A 3,166-nucleotide genomic window follows, 5' to 3' on the forward strand; every position below is an offset into this window, starting at 1 on the left:
TTATCCGGCCCTCAGGGATGAGATCAACCCTGATCTCACATCGAATCAGCGATCGAGACGCTGCAAGTGGTCGGTCAACGCCTCAGCGACACGATGATGCCGGGCAGCTTCATCGGGCCATCCACGGTCACGAGCATCGACCTCGAGAGCCTGGATGTCGGTGCGTTGCGCCTCGAGCGCGCCGCGGAACTCAGGTCCGGTGACGAAGTTGTCGCAGGTCTCGCAGATGTTGGCATAGGGACACGCACCCGCGCTCTCGTGACGGGAACAGTAACCGTGGGCAACACGCGTTTTGAGCATCTCACTGCCGAGCCAACTCACCGCGTCGGGGACGATCGGTTTGCCGACCGGAGTGAGCGTGAACCGCCGCCGCATCTTGCCCATCGCCTGGTCATAGGCATCCCGCAACGTCGGTGAAGCCAAAGTGGCGTAACGCAAAGTCATCTGCGGAGTGACATGCCCGAGCAACGCCATCAACGCCTGCAGGCTCATCCCGGCGTTGGCGAGTTCGGTGGCCCAAGTATGCCGCAGCTGATGCGGGGTCACCACCAACGGCGCACCCCCGGCCCCACGCAGTCCGCAAGCCTCGACGGCAGCGAGCAGACCGTTGCGCAGCCGGGTCTGGCTGAGACGGCGGCCGTGTGCGACGAACAGGAAATCGGTCAACTCTCCGGTGCGGGGATGCGGCAATGGCCGACAGATACCACGCCCGCCGGTCCACTCGTCCAACGCGGCGATAGTGGTCGCCGAGAGCGGGACCATGCGTTCGGTGGCGAGCTTGCCCAACGGAACCTTGAGCCAGGTCCCGGCCGGGCCGTAATCGATGACGCTGCCGAGCTCGAGATCCAGTAGCTCCCCGACCCGCAGACCGGCTCCGCGCAGCACCGTCAACCCGATACGAGCGAACGAATCATCCAGCTGGGAAACCGCATTCATCACCGCAGCATCGATGTCGGGCGGCAATGCCCGCGGAAGCGGTTGGTCGAGTTTCGGGACGTCGGCGGCGAAGACCAGACGGCGCGGTGGGGCCTGCTCCCAGCCCCATTCGGTGATGTCCTCGAGCAGGTTGCGCACGCTCAGTACCGTCGATTGGATCACGGCCTTGGAGATGATGCGCCCGGCCCCGGCAGCGGCGCGTTGCCCACGCCAGGTGCGGGTGCGATTCCAGACGAGGAAGCCCTCGATGTGACTGCGGTCGAGATCCTCGAGGGAGGTGACCTCGGGATGGTTGGTGGTGAGGTAGTCCGCGAACGGCAGCAGGTCGTTGATCAGCGATTCGGCCGATTTCGGGCGGAGCACCGATGCCCGGACGGTGACGTAACGCAACAGGGCCTCGCGGATCGGATCGGCCATCGGGGCGTCGGCGAAGCGTTGGGCGTAGGTGCGGGCCCACGGTCGGCGCCGTGGTGGGGTGTCGACGATGCGGGCCTGAAACAGCATTTGTCGCAGTCCCGCGATACGGTTGCGGTAGGCGCGTTTCGATGTATCCGGGATTGACTGTGTGGCAGCCAATGCGGCGTCGAACTCGCCGACGGTCTCGGCGCTCACACCGCTGACGGAACCGCCGTGCCAGGCGAGCAGCACCGCCAGGCACTCGCCGAGGACGGTCTCGACCCATTGCGGTGTCCACCCCAAAACCAGGCCGGCGGCCCGGACCGCGGCGAACCCGTCCGGGTCGCGGTCCTCGACGGCCCGGCCGAGTCCGGTGAGGTTCTTGACGGCCGCGAGTTCGAGGTCGAGCCGCAGGTTGCCGCGTCCGATGAGGTGACACAGCAGTGGCCAGGCCCCGGTGCGGCGTAGTTCGGCCAGCCGGTCGGCAGCGGGTCGGGTCATCCAGTCCCGCAAGTCCGGATGCGTGGTGAGGAAGGTGGTCGCGATGAGGGTGCGAGCGCGCACCGACCTGTCGCTGAGCCCGAGGCTGGCGACGTGCTCGAGGTAGTCGGTGAGCACCGCACCCGGTCCGGCCGGCAGGACGACCGTCGCAACCACCGCGGTGCTCATTGTCGTGTTCCGGCGAGACTGGCGCGGGCCGCGCCGTATTCGGCGGCGAGCTGCTCGACCGACAAATGCACATATTCGGCAGTGGTGTCCGGAGACACATGCCCCATCAATTCTCGCAGCACCATCAGATCGATTCCGGCGGCAGCGAGTTCGGTGCCGTAGGTGTGGCGCAATCGGTGCGGACGCACCCTCGTCGCACCGGAGAGGTCCCGGTGCCGCCGGAACAGCGACCGCAGTCCCGCCTCGGTCACCGGCGCCCCCGCGGTGGGGCCGCGCAGCACCACGAAACACTCCTCGGTCGCCAACCCCGGTGGCCGTTCGAGGCGCAGATAGGCCGACAGTTCGGTGAAGAACACCGCATCGACCGGCACCACCCGTTCCTTGCAGCCTTTGCCGAGCACCCGGAGTCGTCGCTGGCCGAAATCGACGTCTGCCAACCGCAGGGATCGCACCTCGGCGTTGCGCAGCCCGCCGAACAGCATCGCCCACAACATCGCTCGATCCCGATGGGTGCGCAGCGACGCCGCAAACTGCTCGATCGCGTCGGCGTCGAGGGACTCGGGCAGTAGCCGCGGTTGGCGTACCAGCCTGCCTCCGGCTCGGGGTCGGCCCGGCCCGAGGTGTCCGAGCAGTCCTCGCGCTGGTGGTCGCAGTCCCTGTCCGCGCCGCGGTGAGGGCACCGGATTTTCGGTGCGTATCCCGGTCATCACCAGGTATTCGAACAATGCGCGTATCGCCGCGACTCGTCGGTTGATCGTCGATGCCGCAGTGCCCCGATCACCTCGTGTCGCCATGCCTGGGCGGGGTTTGCGGTGCACGTTCTGCCAGTCGACCCACTCGAACACCGTCACCGGCGTCACCGCAGCCACCGTGAGGTCGCGATCGAGCAGGAATCGGGCCAGATTGAGCACGTCGAACGCATATGCCCGCACCGTTGCCGAACTGAATCCGCGTCCGGCCAGATGCGTCAGGAACGCGTTTGCTGCTGCGCATCCTTCCCATTGGCCGTCGATCACATGCCCGTTGCTGCTGATGCGCACCCGAACGGTCATTGTCCGCCGCCTTTCGATCGGAGCCGACACCGCCAGCATGCGCCTCAACCGGTCGTCGGCTCAGGACCTCACGCTGCAACCGTGATCGTGTCGTGGGAGGGCCGGTTAACCGA

General features: G+C 66.8%; 2 protein-coding genes. Both read right to left on the minus strand.

What is annotated here, in order from left to right:
* Nucleotides 1–45 precede the first annotated feature (45 nt).
* Nucleotides 46–2,001, minus strand: a complete 1,956-nt coding sequence (locus tag NVV99_RS26050; protein WP_064257806.1) for a tyrosine-type recombinase/integrase — start codon at nucleotides 1,999–2,001, stop codon at nucleotides 46–48.
* Nucleotides 1,998–3,053, minus strand: a complete 1,056-nt coding sequence (locus NVV99_RS26055) for a tyrosine-type recombinase/integrase (RefSeq protein WP_064257805.1) — start codon at nucleotides 3,051–3,053, stop codon at nucleotides 1,998–2,000. Before NVV99_RS26055 ends, NVV99_RS26050 begins: the two co-directional genes overlap by 4 nt.
* Between the last annotated feature and the right edge of the window lie 113 nt (nucleotides 3,054–3,166).

The organism is Rhodococcus sp. PAE-6 (genome assembly GCF_025290685.1).
Lineage (GTDB): Bacteria > Actinomycetota > Actinomycetes > Mycobacteriales > Mycobacteriaceae > Rhodococcus > Rhodococcus pyridinivorans.